Below are 17,322 nucleotides of genomic sequence, written 5' to 3' on the forward strand. Positions count from 1 at the left end.
TCGGACCCGTGGAGTTCACCTTCTCGGGTCCGGTCGTCGAGTGGCGCGGCCCGGCGCCCTACTTCTTCCTCGAGGTGCCCGACGAGCTGAGCGAGGACATCAAGGAGGCAGCCCGCGGCCAGGAGTACTGGGGCCAGGTCGCCGTCGACGTCCAGGTCGGCGAGACCGGCTTCCGCACCGCGCTGTTCCCCAAGGACGGGCGCTACCTCGTCCCCCTCCGTGTCGCCGTACGACGCGAGGCGGGTCTCGAGCTCGGCCAGGTCGTCGACGCCGCGCTCGACCTCGCGCCTAGGGGGTAGCGGCTAACCTCACGAGGTGCCGTTGACCCTCGCTCATCCGGCTGTGGTGCTCCCGCTCCGCGGCCTCGGCCTGCCCCTCGCCGGGCTGGTGATCGGCTCGATGGCGCCCGACCTGCCGGTGTTCGCGCGTTGGCACGAGGGCTACGCGCTGAGCCACAGCCTCGTCGGGATCTTCACGCTGGACGTGGTGGTGACGCTCGCGCTGCTGGCGCTCTGGGACCTCGTCGGACGCGACGCGCTCGTCGACACCGCGCCGTCGCTCGTGCGGGACCGCCTGCCGGGGCGGGCGCGGATCGGGGCCCGCGCCTGGCTCCTCGCGCCGCTGGCCGCGGTGGTCGGCTCGGCGACCCACGTCGTGTGGGACCTGTTCACCCACTCCGGACGCTGGGGCGTGCGGCACGTCGCGTGGCTGCACGAGGTGCACGGCCCGCTGCGCGGCGACGCCTGGGCGCAGTACGGCTCGACCGCGATCGGCCTGCTCGTCGTCGGTGTGGCGATGCTGCTGCACCTGCGCCGCTTCCCGCCCGGGCCGCGCCGGCCGCGCCGGCTCCCGGCGACGGTCCTGCCCGCGGCCGTCGCCCTCGCCGTGGTTGCCGGTGTCGTCGGCGGGCTCGAGCACGCGGACTACGGGCTCGACATCGTGGCCTTCTGGACCGCCGTGTCCGGCATCGTCGCCCTCGTGGCGGGCCTGGCCCTCATCGCCGTGGCCTGGCTGGTCGTGTCGGCCCCGGCCCCTGCCGACGAGGTCAGCGACCCGGTCGCTCCCTGAGCGCCACCGGCTCCCCGGCGTACGACGTCAGGGTGGCGCGGACCTCGTCCGAGATCGCCCACGACGAGCCCGCCGTGGTGTCCCAGAAGACGACCGAGCTCTCCGCGACGAGCGCCGGAGCGTGGTCCGGCGCCACGCGCAGCTCGTAGGAGACGGCCGCCGACGACCGCCCGACGTGGCTCACCCAGATCCGCACCAGGAACGGCTGGAACGGCGCGAACCTCATCTCCGTGTGGTAGTCGACGCGCTGCGAGCCGACGAGCTCGGTGACGTGCGCCGGCATCTCGCGCAGCAGCCCCGGGCGGTCCGAGCCGGGCAGCGGCGCGTAGCGGAAGAACATCAGGCGCGCCTCGTCGAGCACGCGCAGCGCCTCGACGTTGTCGACGTGACCGCCGAGGTTGACGTCGCGCAGCCGCGCCTGGATCTCGCAGTCGAAGACGGTGCCCACGAGCGCATCCTCGCAGGCCCGCTCAGGGCTCGAAGCGATAGCCCATCCCCGGCTCGTTGCGGAAGTGCACCGGCCGGGCCGGGTCCGGCTCGAGCTTGCGGCGCAGCTGGGCCATGTAGAGCCGCAGGTTGCCGTGGGCGTTCTCGTAGCCCGGTCCCCACACCTCGGTGAGGAGCTGCTGCTGGCTCATCAGCCGGCCCGGGTTGCGCAGCAGCACCTCCAGGAGGTGCCATTCGGTCGGCGTGAGGCGGACGTCGGCGCCGGCGACGGAGACCCGCTTGGCGAGCAGGTCGACCTCCGTCGTACCGAAGCGGACGGGGCCCGGCTCGTCGGTGGCGGGGCCGCGCCGGACCAGCGCTCGCAGCCGGGCGAGCAGCTCGTCCATGCCGAACGGCTTGGTGACGTAGTCGTCGGCGCCGGCGTCGAGGGCGTCCACCTTGTCGACGCTGTCGCTGCGTCCGGAGAGCACCAGGACCGGGACGCTGGAGCCGCGGCGCAGGCGGGCGATGACGTCGACCCCGTCCATGTCGGGCAGCCCGAGGTCGAGGACGACGACGTCGGGGCGGGTCGCGTCGGCCAGGGCGAGGGCCTCGGTGCCGTCGCCGGCGGTCACCACCTCCCAGCCGCGGGCCCGCAGGTGGATGCCGAGCGCGCGCAGGATCTGGGGCTCGTCGTCGACCACGAGGACCCGGCTCACGCGCCCTCCTCCAGCGGCAGCGTGACGACCATGGTGAGCCCGCCGCCGGGCGTCGGCCGGGGGACGAGCTCGCCGTGCACGGCCTCGGTGAGCCCGCGGGCCAGGGCCAGGCCCAGCCCGATGCCGGTCGTGTTGTCGGCGTCCCCGAGGCGCTGGAACGGCAGGAAGATCCGCTCCTGGTCCGCCGCCGGTACGCCGGGCCCGTGGTCGACGACGTGCACCTCGACCGTGCCGGGCCGGTCGGCGGCGACCTGCGCGCGGACCAGCGGCGGCCGGTCCGCGGGCGCGAACCGCTGGGCGTTGGCGACGAGGTTGGCCAGGACCCGCTCCAGGAGGGCCGGATCGGTGCGCACCGCCGGCAGGTCGTCCGGTACGTCGAGCACCACCGCGCGCGGCGCGACCCCCAGGTCGTCCAGCGCCCGGGCGAGCACCTCGTCGAGGGCGGTCGCGCGGATCCGCACCGGCAGCGCGCCGGCCTGGAGCCGGCTGAGGTCGAGCAGGCTCTCGACCAGTCCGGTGAGCCGGTCGAGGGCGTCGTCCGCGGTGGCGAGCAGCTCGTCGCGGTCGTCGGGGGAGAGCGTGACGTCCCGGCTGCGCAGACCGGAGACCGATGCCTTGGCCGCGGCCAGCGGGGTGCGCAGGTCGTGCCCGACCGCGGTGAGCAGGGCCGCGCGCATCCGGTCGGCGGCCTCGATCTCGGCCGCCGCGGCGGCGTCCTCGGCCCGGCGGGCGGAGACGTCGACGACCGAGCCGACCACGATGGCGACCACCGCGAACGCCACCAGGGCGACGACGTTGTCGACGTGGCCGACCTCGAACGTGTGGTAGGGCACGGTGAACCAGAAGACCAGCAGCCCCGCGCCCAGCACGGCCGCCACGAGCGCGGGGCCGACGCCGCCGACGAGGGCCGCCATCACCACCACGACGAGGAACAGCACCACGTCGCTGGCCAGGTTGAGCCGGTCGCGCAGGGGCACGAGCACGGGCAGCAGCACGGGCGGCGCCGCCACCGCCACGGCGTACCCGGCGGCGCGGCGCCGTCGGCTCAGGTTGCCTCCCACGGTGCTCATTGTGCGCGTGCCGCCCACGCCCCGATCGCGAGGTACGCCGCGAGCCGCGCCAGGTCCGCCGGCGCGAACGTCAGCTCACCCAGGGTGTTGACCGCGAACCCCGTCGCCCAGGCCAACCCGGCCAGGGCCAGGACGAGCGCGAGCCGGCGGGGGAGCACGACGCACCAGGCCGTGGTGAGCGCGAGGAGCGCGGCGACGCCGTACCAGCCGGCGAGGGGGACGGCGACGCACACGGCCGCCCCGACCGCCTGGCAGGCGCCGCCGAGCCCGAGACGCACCTCGGCCCGGCCCGAGAGCCGGGCGGAGGCGGGTGCCGTGGTGCTCACCCTTCCAGTGAAACGCGGTCCGCGGCGCCCGGGGCGGCGCTGACAGGATCCTGACGGCGTCTTGTCGCACTCTTGTCGCGCACACCACTCGCGCGCGGGTGTTAGGGATCCGTTAGGCCCCGCCGATGCGGCCCGGAGCGCGGTTGCATGGGAGGTGTGAGCACCTCCACCGCACCATCGGCCTCCGAGCGCGCGCTCGGCGACCCGGAGGACGCCGCCGGCGACACCCACGGCCGCCCCTGGTGGCGGGTGATGTGCCTGACCGGCGTCGACTACTTCTCCACGCTGGGCTACCAGCCGGGCATCGCGTTCCTCGCCGCCGGGCTGCTCAGCCCGCTGGCCACGGTGGTCCTCGTGCTGCTCACGCTCTTCGGCGCGCTGCCGGTCTATCGCCGGGTCGCCCAGGAGAGCCCGCACGGCCAGGGCTCGATCGCCATGCTGGAGCGGCTGCTGCCGCGCTGGCGCGGCAAGGTGTTCGTGCTCGCGCTGCTCGGCTTCGCGCTCACCGACTTCATCATCACCATCACGCTCTCCGCGGCCGACGCGAGCGCCCACGTCGTCGAGAACCCGCACGTGCCGGCCTTCCTGCACGGCCAGGAGCTCTGGATCACCCTCGGCCTGATCGCGCTGCTGGGCGGCGTCTTCCTCAAGGGCTTCAAGGAGGCGATCGGTGTCGCGGTCGCGCTGGTCAGCGTCTACCTGACGCTCAACGTGGTGGTGATCGCGGTCAGCGCCGCGCACGTGCTCGAGAACGGTCACGTCGTCACGGACTGGACCCGGGCCCTCACCGTCGAGCACGGAAACATCGCGCTGATGATCGCGGTGTCGCTGACGCTGTTCCCCAAGCTGGCGCTCGGCATGTCCGGCTTCGAGACCGGCGTCGCCGTGATGCCCCACGTGCAGGGCGCACCCGACGACGACCCGGTGCGGCCCGCCGTACGGATCCGCAACACCAAGCGCCTGCTGACGACCGCCGCGGTCATGATGAGCACCTTCCTCATCTGCTCCAGCCTGGTCACCACGCTGCTCATCCCGCCGGCCGAGTTCGAGGAGGGCGGCCAGGCCAACGGCCGGGCGCTGGCCTTCCTGGCGCACCGCTACCTCGGGGACGTCTTCGGCACGGCGTACGACGTCTCGACGATCCTGATCCTGTGGTTCGCCGGTGCCTCGGCGATGGCCGGCATGCTCAACCTGATCCCGCGCTACCTGCCCCGCTACGGCATGGCGCCGGAGTGGGCCGGCGCGATCCGGCCGCTGGTCTGCGTGCTGACCGGCACGGCCTTCCTCATCACCTGGATCTTCGACGCCGACGTCAACGCCCAGGGTGGCGCCTACGCGACCGGCGTCCTGGTGCTGATGACCTCCGCGAGCGTCGCCGTCGCCCTCGCGGCCCGCAAGGCCCGGCAACGGGGCTGGACGATCGCGTTCACCGTGATCTCGGTGGTCTTCGTCTACACCACCCTCGACAACATCTGGGAGCGACCGGACGGCGTCAAGATCGGCGCCTGCTTCATCGCCGCGATCGTCGCGGTCTCGCTGCTCTCGCGCACCCGCCGCTCCCTGGAGCTGCGCACCACGGACATCGAGTACGACGCCAAGGCCGAGGCGTTCATCCGCGACTGCGCCCGTCGTACGCTCCGGCTGGTGGCGCACGACCCCGAGCACCACGACGTCGGCGCCTACCGCGCCAAGGTCCGCAAGATCGTCGAGGCGCACGGCATCCCGGACCCCGGCGACCTGCTCTTCGTCGAGGTCGTCGTCGAGGACTACTCGGACTTCGAGAGCCGGGTCGTCGTGAGCGGCTCGGTCGCGCACAAGGAGTACCGCGTGCTCACCGTGCACGCGGCCACCATCCCCAACGCGCTCGCCGCCGTCCTGCTCGACCTGCGCGACCGTACGTCGGTGCGCCCCCACATGTACTTCGAGTGGACCGAGGGCAGCCCGGTCGCCCAGATGGTGCGCTTCCTGCTCTTCGGCGCCGGCGAGGTGGCCCCCCTGACCCGCGAGGTGATCCGCCGGGCCGAGCCGGACCCGCGCCGCCGCCCCCACGTGCACGCCGGCTGAGCCGTCCGCGACCTGGCGGATGTCGGCGTACCGTCCTAGCGTCGGACCATGGCCCGCACCTACGAGAAGATCACCGCCGCCGACTTCAGCGCCGCCGAGGGCGTCGACGACTGGCGGGTGCTGTGGTGGCAGGCGTTCGCGCTCTTCCGGACGAAGACCTTCGCGACCGGCCTCGCCCTCGTCAACGAGATCGGCCGGCTCGCCGAGGAGGCGAACCACCACCCCGACCTCAACTTCCGCTACGGCGTCCTCGAGGTCCGGCTCTCCACCCACGACACGATGTCGCTGACCACCGCCGACCTCGACCTCGCCCGCGCCATCTCCGCCGCCGCCCGCGAGCTCGGCGTGGCCGGCGACCCGGCCGCGATCCGCACCTGGGAGTTCGCCCTGGACGCCGTCGACGTCGACGCCGTACGCCGCTTCTGGGCGGCGGTCCTCGGCTACGACCTGGTCGGCGACACCGACATCGCCGACCCGATCGGCCTCTACCCGCCCGTCTACGTGCAGCAGATGGACGCCCCGCGCGAGGGCCGCAACCGGATCCACATCGACCTCGGCGTCCCGCACGACGTCGCCGAGGCCCGGGTCGCCGCGGCCGTGGCCGCGGGCGGCCGGGTGGTGCGCGACGAGTTCGCCCCGATGTGGTGGACGCTCGCGGATCCCGAGGGCAACGAGGTCGACGTCGCCACGTGGCAGGGGCGGGACTGACCCGGGCTCAGCTGCCCACGTAGTCCGCCAGGTGCTCGCCCGTCACGGTCGCGCGCGCCGCGACCAGGTCGGCCGGCGTCCCCTCGAAGACCACGGTGCCGCCGTCGTGCCCGGCGCCGGGGCCGAGGTCGATGATCCAGTCGGCGTGGGCCATCACGGCCTGGTGGTGCTCGATGACGATGACCGACTTGCCGGCGTCGACGAGGCGGTCGAGCAGGCGCAGGAGGTTGTCGACGTCGGCGAGGTGGAGACCGGTGGTCGGTTCGTCGAGGACGTAGACGCCGCCCTTGTCACCCATCCGCATGGCGAGCTTGAGCCGCTGGCGCTCGCCGCCGGAGAGGGTGTTGAGGGGCTGGCCGAGCTTGAGGTAGCCGAGGCCGACGTCCTCCATGCGCTGCAGGATCGCCGCAGCGGTGGGGGTCTTGGCGTCACCGGTCGCGAAGAAGGCGTGCGCCTCGGCGACCGGGAGGTCGAGCACCTCGGCGATGTTGAGGCCGCCGAAGGTCAGCTCGAGCACCGAGGCCTGGAAGCGCTTGCCGCCGCACTCGTCGCACAGCGTCGCGACGGTCTCCATGAAGCCGAGCTCGGTGTAGATCATCCCGTTGCCGTTGCAGCTCGCGCAGGCGCCCTCGGAGTTGGCGCTGAACAGCGCGGGCTTGACGCCGTTGGCCTTGGCGAAGGCCTTGCGGATCGGCTCCAGCAGCCCCGTGTACGTCGCCGGGTTGCTCCGCCGCGAGCCCTTGATCGCGCCCTGGTCGATGACCACGACGTCGTCGCGCCCGGCGATCGAGCCGTGGATGAGCGAGCTCTTGCCGGAGCCGGCGACGCCGGTGACGACGCACAGCACCCCCAGCGGTACGTCGACGTCGACGTCGCGCAGGTTGTGCGAGGAGGCGCCGCGGACCTCGATGGCGCCGGTCGCCTGGCGCAGCTCGTCCTTGAGGGTGGCGCGGTAGGACAGGTGCCGGCCGGTGAGGGTGTCGGAGGCACGCAGGCCGTCGATATCGCCCTCGAAGCAGACCGTGCCGCCGTTGGTGCCGGCGCCGGGGCCGAGGTCGACGACGTGGTCGGCGATCGCGATCGTCTCGGGCTTGTGCTCGACGACGAGGACGGTGTTGCCCTTGTCGCGCAGCTCGAGCAGGAGGTTGTTCATCCGCTGGATGTCGTGCGGGTGCAGGCCGATCGTGGGCTCGTCGAAGACGTAGGTGACGTCGGTGAGCGCCGAGCCGAGGTGCCGGATCATCTTGGTGCGCTGGGCCTCGCCGCCCGACAGCGTGCCGGCGGGGCGGTCGAGCGAGAGGTAGCCGAGGCCGATCTCGACGAACGAGTCGAACAGGTGGAGCAGGTTGCCCACCAACGGCGCGACCGAGGCGTCGTCGATCTCGCGCACCCAGGCGGCGGCGTCGGTGATCTGCATGGCGCAGACGTCGGCGATGCTCTTGCCCTGGATCCTGGACGAGCGCGCGGCCTCGTTGAGGCGGGTGCCGTCGCAGGCGGCGCAGGTGCCGAAGACGGCGGCCCGCTCGACGAAGGCCTTGAGGTGGGGCTGCAGCGAGTCGGGGTCCTTGCTGAACATCGACTTGCGGATCTTGGGGATCAGGCCCTCGTAGGTGACGTTGATCTTGTCGACCTTGACCTTGCGCGGCTCGGCGTGGAGGAAGTCCTCGCGCTCGGCCTTGGTGTACTTGGCGATCGGCTTGTCCGGCGGCAGCACGGCCTTGAATGCCGCCACCATCCAGCCGTCGGCGGTGTAGCCGGGCACCAGGATGGCGCCCTCGACCAGCGACTTGGACTCGTCGAAGATCTGGGTGAGGTCGAGGTCGGAGACGGTGCCCCGGCCCTCGCACTGGGCGCACATGCCGCCGAGGTAGACCTCGTTCTTGACCACCCGCTTCTCGACCCGGCCGCCGGCCTTCTCGGTCTGCATCACGCCGCCCGCCTTGCGGGTGGGCACGTTGAACGCGAACGCCGTCGGCGGCCCGATGAACGGATCGCCGATTCGGCTGAACAGCACCCGCAGCATGGCGTTGGCGTCGGTCGCGGTGCCGACGGTGGAGCGGGCGTTGGCGCCCATCCGCTCCTGGTCGACGAGGATCGCGGTGGTGATGCCTTCGAGGACGTCGACCTCGGGGCGGGCCAGCGTCGGCATGAAGCCCTGCACGAAGGTGCTGTAGGTCTCGTTGATCATCCGCTGCGACTCGGCGGCGATCGTGCCGAAGACGAGGGAGCTCTTGCCCGAGCCGGAGACGCCGGTGAAGACGCTCAGCCGACGCTTGGGGATCTCGACGTCGACGTCCTTGAGGTTGTTCTCGCGGGCGCCCTGCACCCGGATGTTCGCGTGGGCGTCGGCTGGGTGGGCCGTTGCGGCCGGCTTGCTGGGGGGAGTCTTCGGCATGGGCCCATCATGGCCGATCGCTCCGACAGCGAGCCGGGATCAGCGCGAGGCAGCGCCGTCGAGCTGGGGCGCGACGAACCGGAGGCCGCCGCGCTGCCAGACGAAGTGGATGATCAGCGCGGCGGTGACCGAGCCGATGACGCCGAGTGCGAGGTCGCTGAGCGTGTCCTCGTACGCGAAGGCCCGCTCGGAGTGGCCGCTGATGAAGGCGTAGTACTCGGCGATCTCCCAGGCGATCGCGGCGGTCGCGCCGACGGCCAGCGCGCGCTCGACGACGCGGGTGCGGGTGGCGCTGTGGTGCAGCGTCAGGAGGATGACCGCGGCGGCGATGAGCCCGGTGTTGGCGAAGTGCATGAGGTCGTCGAACCAGGTGATCGTGTCGTAGAGGTCGAGCCGGTTGCCGAGGATGTCGGTGAAGCAGGTGACGGTGACCAGCAGGTCGGGCAGCCAGGGGAACGACGCCCGCTCCTTCCACGCGAGCAGCCAGATCACCGGGATGGTGAACGACGCCAACGGGTAGCCGATCGCCCGCGCCTCGGCGGCCTTGTCGCGCAGGTTGCCGCTGTCGGGGTCGATCACGGCGAGCAGCAGGAGCAGGACCAGCAGTGCCTTCGCGGAGACATCGGCGGTGCGGACGAGGGTCGGGGTCGGGTAGCGGACCGCGGCCAGCTCGGTCATGCGGGCTCCTGGTGATCGACGAGTGCCGATTGTGCCATGACGTCCGAACGGACCGTACGTTGAAGGGGGCGGGAGAACGCCGTACGAGGGAGGGACAGGACGTGGAGGGAGTCGCCGAGGTCGTGGCGCCGGGAGAACCGGCGGCACCGGAAGCGCCGGTCGCGACGTCGTACGAGGAGTTCGGCGTGAGCTGGATCCACCGGGTGCTGCACAAGGACCGGATCCTGCACACCATCGACCAGGTCCTGGGTGAGCAGATCGCCCTCGGGCCGATCGGGGCCGGACCGGGACGCGCGTTCGCGAGCGTGAGCTTCGTCGGGCGCTACCGGCCGACGACGGGTCAGCTGGTCCCCGGTGAGCTGCTGACCTATGCGATCGACCTGCCGATCAGCGTGGTCTTCGACCTCGACCTGCCGCTGGACCGGCTGACGTTCAACGCCGAGGTCGTCGTCCCGCTGGTGCTCGTCGTGCACACCGAGGCGCCGCTCCGGCTCCGCCTCGAGCTCAAGACGCCGACCGAGGACCAGATCGGGCTCGAGCTCAAGACCGACACCCGGCGCGGCGCGATGCTGCGCAAGGTCGCGGGTCTGGACGCCGAGTTGCGGCGGTTCCTGCTCAAGGTGCTCGACACCGAGCTGGCCAAGCCCTACGTGCGGCGCGCCACCTACCTGGACATGGAGGAGCTGATCGACGAGGCCTGGCCGGCCTTCACCGCGCAGTTCCTGCCGCGGGGACCCGAGGACCGACAGGCCTGAGCACGTCGAGCAGCGCGCCGATCGTCACCGCGGCGAGCGGGATCCACACGGGGATCAGCATGAAGGCGTAGATCGGCACCAGCTGGAGGAGATCGCGCATGCGCCGAGTCTCGTCGTGGCCGGTGCGGCGGGGCTTGTCGCCGGACACAGAGGCCCGCGGCGGGTTTGTCCTCCGCGCACTAACCCCGCGCTAGCCGCGCGCGGCGAACGAGCTGAGCTGCGGCTTCTCGTAGAGCGCCCGCAGCCGCTCGTAGCGGTAGCGGTTGTAGGCGAGCGGGTCGAGCAGCAGCCGGCGCGGCAGGGTACGACGGGCGAGCCGGACGAGCGCCAGGTAGAGCCGCAGCTCGGCCCGGCGCCGGCGGGTGTCGGGCGTGCCGAGGAGCTCGCGCATCCGTGGGTGCGCCGCGCCCTCGGCGCAGACCTTGGCCGGCCGGCCGAGCACCGGGGTGGCCAGCCGCCAAGCCGGCGTCATGAGCCGGTGCAGCCAGTGCGGCCCGAACAGGGTGGGCATCGGCAGCGCGTCGAACCGGCGGTGGGCCCACTGGAGGAACTCGTTGTCGGCGAGCTCGGTGGCCGCGACCGCGTCGTAGTAGGCCTCCGCCTCGACGGCGGTGGCGGGGATCCGGGCCTGCTCGCTGGGCAGGTCGAAGTCGACCAGGTGCAGGATCGTGGCGTAGACGACCTCGCGCTGCTCGGCGTCGAGCGTGCGCCCGTAGGTCGTCACGTAGCCGGTGTGGAACACGAGCAGGCTGGTCGTGCCGACCCACTTCCACAGCGCCGGGTTGAGCGCGCTGTAGCGCTCGCCGGCGAAGTGCCCGCGGCCGGTGCCGCGGACCTCGCCGTGCAGGCGCTTGAGCCGCTCCGCGCTGGCCCGGCGGTCGGCGTCGTCGCCGAAGAGCAGCAGCGGACCCCACAGGCCGCTGCGGATGCCACGGTCGGTGAAGTTCTGGGCGAACCGGCCCGAGGCGTCGACGGCGGCGGCGACCTCGCGGTAGGCGACCTGGTCGAGCGCGAGCCGGCCGAAGAGCGCGAACGCGGCCGGCGTACCGAGCCACCAGCGCACGTCCTCGGCCAGCGCGTGGTGCGGCTGGGACGGGTGCCAGGGAGCGACGGCGGCGTCGGTGGTCTCGGTCATGACAGGGTCCATGAACCCATCTGTCAACGCCTGTGTCAAGATGCTCGGGTGACCGACAACGCCCGGGTGTACGGCGGCCGCGCCGCCGCCGAGCGCGTCGCCGAGCGCCGCGGCCGGCTGCTCGCCGCCGGGCTCGAGCTGATGGGCACCCGCGGTGTCGCCGGGACGACCGTGCGCGGTGTCGCGGAGCAGTCCGGGATCGCGGCGCGGTACTTCTACGAGAGCTTCGCCGGCATCGAGGAGCTCCAGCTCGCCGTCTTCGACCAGATCGCCGCCGAGGCCGCGGAGCGCTCGGTGGCCGCGCTCGGCGCCGCGCCGGGCGGCGTCCGGGCGCGGACCCGCGCGGTCCTCGCCGCGATGGCCGACCTGTTCCTGGAGGACCCGCGCAAGGGCCGGATCGCGCTCATCGAGTCGATCACCTCGCCGGTGCTCGGCCCGCGCGTGCTCGACGAGGCCCGGCGGTTCGCCGGGATGCTCGCCGCGACGACCACGGCCGGCGACCCGAGCGCTGCCGCCGACGACGTGCCGGTCGAGCTGCTGCTGACCGCGCGCTTCCTCATCGGCGGCGTCGCGCACGCGCTCGGCGCCGCCCTGCAGGGGGACGTCGCGGTCGACCGCGAGCGGCTGGTCGACGTCCTCGTCGAGCTGTTCCTCGCGGTGGACCTCAGACGCTGACCGGGTCGGTCGCGAGCAGCTCGCGGACCCGCGGCGCCACCTGCGTGCCGAACAGCTCGATGCTGCGCAGCAGCTGGGGGTGCGGCATGGCTCCGTTGCTGTACTTCAGGTCGAAGCGCTGGATGCCGAGGTCGCGCACCGCGGCCGCGATCTTGCGGGCGACCGTCTCGGGGGAGCCGACGAACAGCGCGCCGTGGTCGACCTCGCCGTCGTACTGGGCCCGGGTGGCGGGACCCCAGCCGCGCTCGGCGCCGATCCGGTCCCGGCTCGCCTTGAAGTGCGGGTACATCGACTCGCGCGCCTCGTCGTCGGTGTCGGCGACGAAGCCCGGCGAGTGCACCGCGATCGGCAGCGCGGGCCGCTCGAACTCGGTGAGCGCGCGCCGGTAGAGGTCGGTGAACGGCGCGAACCGCGCGGGCTCGCCGCCGATGATCGCGATGGCCAGCGGGTAGCCGAAGCGGGCGGCGCGCACCACCGACTCGGGCGAGCCGCCGACGCCGATCCACGTGGGGATCGAGCCGCGCTCGGTGGTCGGGTAGGTCCGCGCGTTGCGCAGCGGAGCCCGCAGCCGGCCGCGGTCCCAGGTGACCGGCTGCTCGCCCTGGAGCTCGGTCCAGAGGTCGAGCTTCTCGCTGAAGAGCTGGTCGTAGTCGGCCAGGTCGTAGCCGAACAGGGGGAACGACTCGGTGAACGAGCCGCGGCCCAGCGTGATCTCCGCGCGTCCGCCGGACAGCGCGTCGAGGGTCGCGAACCGCTCGTAGAGCCGGACCGGGTCGTCGGAGCTGAGCACCGTGACCGCCGTACCGAGGCGGATGCGCTCGGTGCGTGCGGCGATCGCGGCCAGCACCATCTCGGGGCTGGTCACCGCGAAGTCGTCGCGGTGGTGCTCGCCGATGCCGAACACGTCGACGCCCACCTCGTCGGCCAGCACCGCCTGCTCGACGATATTGCGGATCACCTGGGGGTGCCCGAGGGCCTCCCCGGTCGCCGGGTCGAGCGTGACGTCGCCGAACGTGTCGAGCCCGAACTGCAGGTCGACGGGCTCACTCACCGTCGGCGGCCTTGGCAGCGTCGACGTCGAACTCGCGGACGGCGGCGATCACCTGGGCCAGCGCCGGCGCGGGCAGCGCACCGGCCTGGGAGAAGACGAGCGCGCCCTTCTTGAACGCCATCAGCGTCGGGATCGAGGTGATCTTGGCGGCCGCGGCGAGCTGCTGCTCCTCCTCGGTGTTGACCGAGGCGAAGACCAGGTCGTCGTGCTGCTCCGACGCCTCCTGGTAGATCGGCGCGAAGTTGCGGCACGGGCCGCACCAGGACGCCCAGAAGTCGACGAAGACGATGTCGTTGTCGAGCACCGTCTGCTCGAAGGTGCCCGCGGTGAGGTCGATGGTGGACATGTCTACTCAACGTTCGCGGGCGCGGATTGTTCCCGGTTGCGGTCGACGCCGCCGCGGATGCCGGGGACGGTGCCCCGGTCGTCGTACTGCCAGACGTGCCAGCGGCGGGCCGGCGGCCGTGCACCCAGGCGGCGGACCCACTGGGGATGGTCGGCCAGGTCGGCGGCGAAGCCGTAGCGGTCCTCGAGGTCCGGGTAGAGGTAGACGACCGTGCGGGTACGCAGCGCCGTGTCGACCGCGCGGAGGAAGGCGCGGACCTCGGCGAGGAGGACGGCGCGCGGGGGCGGCGTCGTACAGCTGCCGACGAGCTCGAGGTCGAGCGCTGGCGCGAGCGCCCGGGCGGCGGCCCGGTCGCGGCCGACGACGTCGAGGAAGTGGGCGGCCTGGGCGGCGCCGTCGGAGCAGAGCTGGAAGTAGTGGTAGCCCGCGACGTCGATCCCGGCGCGGGTCGCGGCGGCGCGGTGGGCGGCGAAACGGGGGTCGGTGAAGCCGGTGCCCTCGGTGGCCTTGAGGTAGGCGAACGTGATCCCGGCGCGGGCCACCCGGGGCCAGTCGATCGGGCCCTGGTGGTGGGAGGCGTCGATGCCCTCGCGGGGCGCGGCCGACGGCGTGGGTGTCAGCGTGGGTGTCGGCGGGGCGCTCGGGGCGCTCGGGGCGCTCGGGGCGCTCGGGGTGGTCGGGGCGCTCGGCTCCGCCGCGGGCGGGGCCGGCGGCGTCGCGTCGCACCCGGTCAGGGTCAGGACGAGCGCCGCCACGAGGCTCCACCGGGTCCGCACGGCACCAGCCAACCACGCGCGACGCGCGTACTGTCGTGCCATGCGTACGCGGATGCTCACCTCGGTCGTGACCGTACTCACCGCGCTGGCGGCGCTGCTCGCCGCCGTCCTGCTGTCCCCGGCGCCCGCGCACGCGGCACAGGGGGTGATCCGCGACGGGCGCGAGGCCGCGCTGCCCGCGCAGATGGACATCCTGCGCGTCGCCATCCGCAACCGCGAGGACCGGGTGGTGCTCACCCTGACGTTCCGCGACCTCAAGGTGCGGCGCAAGGCGCAGACCAAGGTCTTCATCGGCACCCGGCCCGGGACCGACGAGGGGTTCATCGCCTACAGCGGCTACCGGCCGGCGTCCGGTCCGGTCACCCAGCTCTGGCAGCCGACCGACCAGGAGTTCGGCGGCGTCCCGATCGCGTGCGCCGGGGTCAAGGGACGCTGGCGCTTCGACCGCGACACCGTACGGATCGTCGTACCGCCGAGCTGCCTGGCGAGCACGGCGGCCCGCTACCGCTTCAAGGCGGTCGCCGGCTTCTACCGGCAGGTCGGCGACTACACGGCCTTCCGCAGCGTCGCCCGCGGCTGACCGCCCCCTGACCGCCGAGCGCGTCATCCCCTAGCCTCGTCCCATGGGCGACACCGCACGCACCACCTACGTCCTCGTCGACGGCGAGAACATCGACGCCACCCTCGGTACGTCGATCCTCGGCCGGCGGCCGAAGTCGGAGGAGCGGCCGCGGTGGGAGCGCCTGCTCCAGTTCGTCGAGCGGCAGTGGGGCCAGGACGCGAGCGGCCTGTTCTTCCTCGCCGCCAACGGCGAGCTGCCGATGTCGTTCGTGCAGGCGCTGCTGGCGATCGGCTTCCGGCCGATCCCGCTGTCCGGTGGGGCGAACCAGAAGGTCGTCGACATCGCCATCCAGCGCACGATGGAGGAGCTCGCCCGCCGCGAGGCCGACGTCGTCCTGGTCAGCAACGACAGCGACTTCGTCGAGCACGTCGACACCCTCCTCGACGGGCGCCGGGTCGGCGTCGTGGGCTTCACGGAGTTCCGCAGCAGCGCCTTCCTCCAGCTCGCGCCGCGCGGGCTGGAGTTCTTCGACCTCGAGTACGACGTCAACTGCTTCAACGAGCGACTGCCGCGCGTCCGGATCATCCCGATCGACGAGTTCGACCCGGCCCAGTTCCTCTGAGGCGGCGCCCCGGACGATTCCGCCGCCAGCGGATTCGCTTGCGGACCGCCGTGGCGCGGGATGGGATGGGGCGATGAGGCTCCTCGTCCTGGGTGGCACCCAGTTCCTGTCCCGTGAGGTCGCGGCCGAGGCGGTACGCCGTGGCCACGACGTCGTCTGCGCCAACCGGGGCCGCTCGGGCTCGGTGCCACCAGGAGTCCGGGTGGTGCGCTGGGACCGCGGCGAGGAGCCGCCGGCCGAGCTGACCGACGGCGCGTCGTACGACGCGGTGGTCGACGTGGCCCGCCACCCCTCCCACGTGCGCCGCGCGCTGGCCGCCGTACCGGAGGCGCACTGGGTGTTCGTCTCGACCATCTCGGTCTACGCCGACGACGCCGACCCCGCCGGTCCGGGCGCCGGCCCGCTGCGCCCCGCGATCACCGAGGACGCCGGCGCGACCGAGAGCGTCGACGCCTACGGCGGCATGAAGGTCGCCTGCGAGCAGCTCGTCCTCGACGCCGTCCCGGGCGCGGCCGTCGTACGGCCGGGGCTGATCGTGGGCCCGGGCGACCCGAGCGGACGCTTCGCCTACTGGGCGCGACGCTCCACCGCGACCGGCGACGTGCTCGCGCCCGGCGCGCCGTCCGACGTGGTCCAGGTGATCGACGTCCGCGACCTCGCCGCCTGGGTGGTGACGCTGGCCGAGGACCGCACCGGCGGCGTCTACGACGCCGTCGGCGCCCCGCTCCCCATCGGCGACCTGCTGGCCGCGTGCCTGCCCGACGCCAACCTCGTGTGGGTCGACCAGGAGTTCCTCGAGTCCGAGGGCGTCCAGCCCTGGGCCGGACCCGACGGCATCCCGGTCTGGCTCCCGCGCCCGGCGTACGACGGCATGCTGGCCCACGACGCCGCCCCCGCCCTCGCCGCCGGCCTCGTCACCCGCCCACCCGCCGAGACCACCCGCGACACCCGCGCCTGGCTCGACGCCGACCCGGCGGCCCGGATCGCGGGCATCACCGCCGAGCGCGAGGCCGACCTGCTGAGCAGGTGGGGCAGTCAGGGGTTCTAGAGCGACCCCCTAGCATCCAGCGCGTGTTCCGCATCGCCACCGCCAACATCAACGGCATCCGTGCCGCCCACCGCCGGGGCTTCGGCGACTGGCTGGCGACACGTGGGTGCGACGTGGTCACCCTGCAGGAGGTGCGCTGCCCGGTCGACGCGCTGCCCGAGGGGGCGTTCGGCGACTACGAGGTCGCGTACGACGCGGGCGAGATCGCCGGGCGCAACGGGGTCGCGGTGCTCACCCGGGAGCCGGCCGCCGCGGTCCGCACGTGGTCGGTGCCCGACCCGGACCGGCCGCTGCACCGCGCGCTGCGCAAGCACGCGAACGAGGGGCGCTACGTCGAGGTCGACCTGGCCGGCGTACCGCTGACGGTGGCGAGCCTCTACCTGCCCAAGGGCGGGCTGCCCGCCCAGCTCCAGGACCCCAAGCGGATGCGCGAGGCGCCCGACGGCGGCGCCAAGTACGAGCGCAAGATGGCGTTCCTGGCGGGCTTCGCGCGTCATCTCGCGACCGCCCGCAAGGCCGCGGCGGCCAACGGCCGGGAGTTCCTGCTGACCGGCGACCTCAACGTCGCCCACGACCGGGCGGACGTCGCGAACTGGCGGCGCAGCAACCAGGTCGAGGGCTTCCTCCCCGAGGAGCGGGCGTGGCTCGACAGCCAGCTCACGCCGCGCACGCTCGTCGACGTCGTGCGCCGGCTGCACCCGGACGTCGAGGGGCCGTACTCCTGGTGGAGCTGGCTCGGGCAGGCCTACGCCAAGGACGCCGGCTGGCGCATCGACTACCACCTGGCGACGCCGGGGCTGGCCCGGACGGCGCGGACGGCCGTCGTCGACCGCGAGCACGCCGGCGTCCGGCTCAGTGACCACGCGCCGGTGGTCGTCGACTACGCGTTCGGCTGAGG

Annotated in this window: 21 protein-coding genes; 10 read left to right on the forward strand and 11 right to left on the reverse strand. The window is 73.0% G+C overall.

Features of this window, described 5'->3' with window-relative positions:
- Positions 1-8 precede the first annotated feature (8 nt).
- Positions 9-299, forward strand: a complete 291-nt coding sequence (locus M0M48_RS25495) for a DUF1905 domain-containing protein (RefSeq protein WP_257753261.1) — start codon at positions 9-11, stop codon at positions 297-299.
- Positions 300-315: 16 nt separating this feature from the next.
- Complete coding sequence (locus M0M48_RS25500; protein WP_257753262.1) at positions 316-1,068, forward strand: DUF4184 family protein; 753 nt, start codon at positions 316-318, stop codon at positions 1,066-1,068.
- Here M0M48_RS25500 and M0M48_RS25505 read toward each other — a convergent pair.
- Genes M0M48_RS25505 through M0M48_RS25520 form a run of 4 tightly spaced genes read right to left on the reverse strand, consistent with a single transcriptional unit; the run spans position 1,046 to position 3,609 of the window.
- The gene (locus tag M0M48_RS25505) at positions 1,046-1,516 is read right to left on the reverse strand and encodes an acyl-CoA thioesterase (RefSeq protein ID WP_215814002.1); all 471 of its coding nucleotides are present in this window, start codon (positions 1,514-1,516) and stop codon (positions 1,046-1,048) included. The genes M0M48_RS25500 and M0M48_RS25505 overlap by 23 nt on opposite strands.
- A 22-nt stretch (positions 1,517-1,538) precedes the next feature.
- Positions 1,539-2,213 (reverse strand): response regulator, encoded by a 675-nt coding sequence (locus M0M48_RS25510; protein ID WP_215814001.1) that lies wholly within the window; start codon positions 2,211-2,213, stop codon positions 1,539-1,541.
- Positions 2,210-3,274 (reverse strand): ATP-binding protein, encoded by a 1,065-nt coding sequence (locus tag M0M48_RS25515; RefSeq protein ID WP_257753263.1) that lies wholly within the window; start codon positions 3,272-3,274, stop codon positions 2,210-2,212. The genes M0M48_RS25510 and M0M48_RS25515 overlap by 4 nt, the downstream gene beginning before the upstream one ends.
- A gap of 5 nt (positions 3,275-3,279) precedes the next feature.
- Positions 3,280-3,609: a hypothetical protein gene (locus tag M0M48_RS25520; protein WP_257753264.1), complete on the reverse strand. Its 330-nt coding sequence runs from the start codon at positions 3,607-3,609 to the stop codon at positions 3,280-3,282.
- A gap of 147 nt (positions 3,610-3,756) precedes the next feature.
- Between M0M48_RS25520 and M0M48_RS25525 the strand changes: the two genes are divergently transcribed.
- Both M0M48_RS25525 and M0M48_RS25530 read left to right on the forward strand, forming a co-directional pair.
- Positions 3,757-5,673 carry an amino acid transporter gene (locus tag M0M48_RS25525; RefSeq protein WP_257753265.1) on the forward strand — a complete coding sequence of 639 codons (1,917 nt, stop codon included), beginning with the start codon at positions 3,757-3,759 and terminating at the stop codon, positions 5,671-5,673.
- Between the two features lie 48 nt (positions 5,674-5,721).
- Positions 5,722-6,381: a VOC family protein gene (locus tag M0M48_RS25530; protein ID WP_257753266.1), complete on the forward strand. Its 660-nt coding sequence runs from the start codon at positions 5,722-5,724 to the stop codon at positions 6,379-6,381.
- 7 nt (positions 6,382-6,388) lie between these two features.
- Here the strand turns inward: M0M48_RS25530 and M0M48_RS25535 are convergent, their stop codons facing one another.
- Positions 6,389-8,776 (reverse strand): ATP-binding cassette domain-containing protein, encoded by a 2,388-nt coding sequence (locus M0M48_RS25535; RefSeq protein ID WP_215813995.1) that lies wholly within the window; start codon positions 8,774-8,776, stop codon positions 6,389-6,391.
- 39 nt (positions 8,777-8,815) lie between these two features.
- The gene (locus tag M0M48_RS25540; protein ID WP_215813994.1) at positions 8,816-9,454 is read right to left on the reverse strand and encodes a hypothetical protein; all 639 of its coding nucleotides are present in this window, start codon (positions 9,452-9,454) and stop codon (positions 8,816-8,818) included.
- 101 nt (positions 9,455-9,555) lie between these two features.
- Between M0M48_RS25540 and M0M48_RS25545 the strand changes: the two genes are divergently transcribed.
- The gene (locus M0M48_RS25545) at positions 9,556-10,209 is read left to right on the forward strand and encodes a hypothetical protein (RefSeq protein ID WP_257753267.1); all 654 of its coding nucleotides are present in this window, start codon (positions 9,556-9,558) and stop codon (positions 10,207-10,209) included.
- Here M0M48_RS25545 and M0M48_RS25550 read toward each other — a convergent pair.
- Positions 10,163-10,309, reverse strand: coding sequence for a hypothetical protein (locus M0M48_RS25550; protein WP_215813992.1), 147 nt, complete (start codon positions 10,307-10,309; stop codon positions 10,163-10,165). The genes M0M48_RS25545 and M0M48_RS25550 overlap by 47 nt on opposite strands.
- Before the next feature lie 90 nt (positions 10,310-10,399).
- A complete protein-coding gene (locus M0M48_RS25555) occupies positions 10,400-11,344 on the reverse strand; it encodes an oxygenase MpaB family protein (RefSeq protein WP_257753268.1) in 945 nt (314 codons plus the stop codon).
- Between the two features lie 48 nt (positions 11,345-11,392).
- Here M0M48_RS25555 and M0M48_RS25560 point away from each other — a divergent pair, with 48 nt between their 5' ends.
- Positions 11,393-12,019, forward strand: a complete 627-nt coding sequence (locus M0M48_RS25560; RefSeq protein ID WP_257753269.1) for a TetR/AcrR family transcriptional regulator — start codon at positions 11,393-11,395, stop codon at positions 12,017-12,019.
- Here M0M48_RS25560 and M0M48_RS25565 read toward each other — a convergent pair.
- Genes M0M48_RS25565 through M0M48_RS25575 form a run of 3 tightly spaced genes read right to left on the reverse strand, consistent with a single transcriptional unit; the run spans position 12,009 to position 14,192 of the window.
- Positions 12,009-13,070: an LLM class flavin-dependent oxidoreductase gene (locus M0M48_RS25565; protein WP_257753270.1), complete on the reverse strand. Its 1,062-nt coding sequence runs from the start codon at positions 13,068-13,070 to the stop codon at positions 12,009-12,011. The genes M0M48_RS25560 and M0M48_RS25565 overlap by 11 nt on opposite strands.
- Entirely contained in the window at positions 13,063-13,416 is a 354-nt protein-coding gene (gene trxA / locus M0M48_RS25570; protein ID WP_215813988.1) for a thioredoxin, read from the reverse strand. The genes M0M48_RS25565 and trxA overlap by 8 nt, the downstream gene beginning before the upstream one ends.
- A gap of 2 nt (positions 13,417-13,418) precedes the next feature.
- Positions 13,419-14,192, reverse strand: coding sequence for a glycoside hydrolase family 25 protein (locus M0M48_RS25575; protein ID WP_257753271.1), 774 nt, complete (start codon positions 14,190-14,192; stop codon positions 13,419-13,421).
- Between the two features lie 40 nt (positions 14,193-14,232).
- Here M0M48_RS25575 and M0M48_RS25580 point away from each other — a divergent pair, with 40 nt between their 5' ends.
- From M0M48_RS25580 to M0M48_RS25595, 4 genes are all read left to right on the forward strand, one after another.
- Positions 14,233-14,772 carry a hypothetical protein gene (locus M0M48_RS25580; RefSeq protein WP_257753272.1) on the forward strand — a complete coding sequence of 180 codons (540 nt, stop codon included), beginning with the start codon at positions 14,233-14,235 and terminating at the stop codon, positions 14,770-14,772.
- Positions 14,773-14,815: 43 nt separating this feature from the next.
- Positions 14,816-15,376: an NYN domain-containing protein gene (locus tag M0M48_RS25585; RefSeq protein ID WP_215813985.1), complete on the forward strand. Its 561-nt coding sequence runs from the start codon at positions 14,816-14,818 to the stop codon at positions 15,374-15,376.
- A 73-nt stretch (positions 15,377-15,449) separates the two neighbouring features.
- Entirely contained in the window at positions 15,450-16,424 is a 975-nt protein-coding gene (locus M0M48_RS25590) for an NAD-dependent epimerase/dehydratase family protein (RefSeq protein WP_257753273.1), read from the forward strand.
- Between the two features lie 23 nt (positions 16,425-16,447).
- Positions 16,448-17,320: an exodeoxyribonuclease III gene (locus M0M48_RS25595; RefSeq protein ID WP_257753274.1), complete on the forward strand. Its 873-nt coding sequence runs from the start codon at positions 16,448-16,450 to the stop codon at positions 17,318-17,320.
- Positions 17,321-17,322: the final 2 nt, after the last annotated feature.

Source organism: Pimelobacter simplex (assembly GCF_024662235.1).
Lineage (GTDB): Bacteria > Actinomycetota > Actinomycetes > Propionibacteriales > Nocardioidaceae > Nocardioides.